This is a genomic window from Vibrio sp. 10N.222.48.A3 (assembly GCF_041475345.1).
Classification (GTDB): domain Bacteria; phylum Pseudomonadota; class Gammaproteobacteria; order Enterobacterales; family Vibrionaceae; genus Vibrio; species Vibrio tasmaniensis_A.
The window spans coordinates 1-306 of sequence record NZ_JBFRVX010001714.1 but is presented as its reverse complement, the minus strand read 5'-3'; the positions used below and the strand labels follow the sequence as shown (position 1 = coordinate 306).

At 37.3% G+C, this 306-nt stretch carries 1 protein-coding gene; it reads left to right on the top strand.

The genetic code is table 11. From position 1 onward, the window contains the following. Positions 1-164 precede the first annotated feature (164 nt). Positions 165-306: sodium/glutamate symporter (locus AB4653_RS28565; protein ID WP_372106011.1), on the top strand; the 142-nt coding region annotated here is incomplete at its 3' end.

Here is a 306-nt window from a genome sequence, read left to right as displayed (position 1 = left end):
TTAACGTGCTACTAACATGGCACCAAGTGAACGCAGTAATGTGTTCGCTTTTCGAATCTACAATTTCTCTCCAGTTTGTATAAATATAGGTAGAGCAGCACAGATAATTACAGATAAAACTAGACTCGTTAAGGAAGATGAGAACGTAAAAAAATAGAGGTTATATGAATCAATTAATTTCAATTGGACCACTAGAATCCTTCCTAATCGCGATTAGTGTTTTGTTTCTAGGTCATTTCGTCAATGCAAAGCTTCCTGTTCTCAAAAAGTACAATATCCCAGAGCCCATTGTCGGCGGCTTGATTG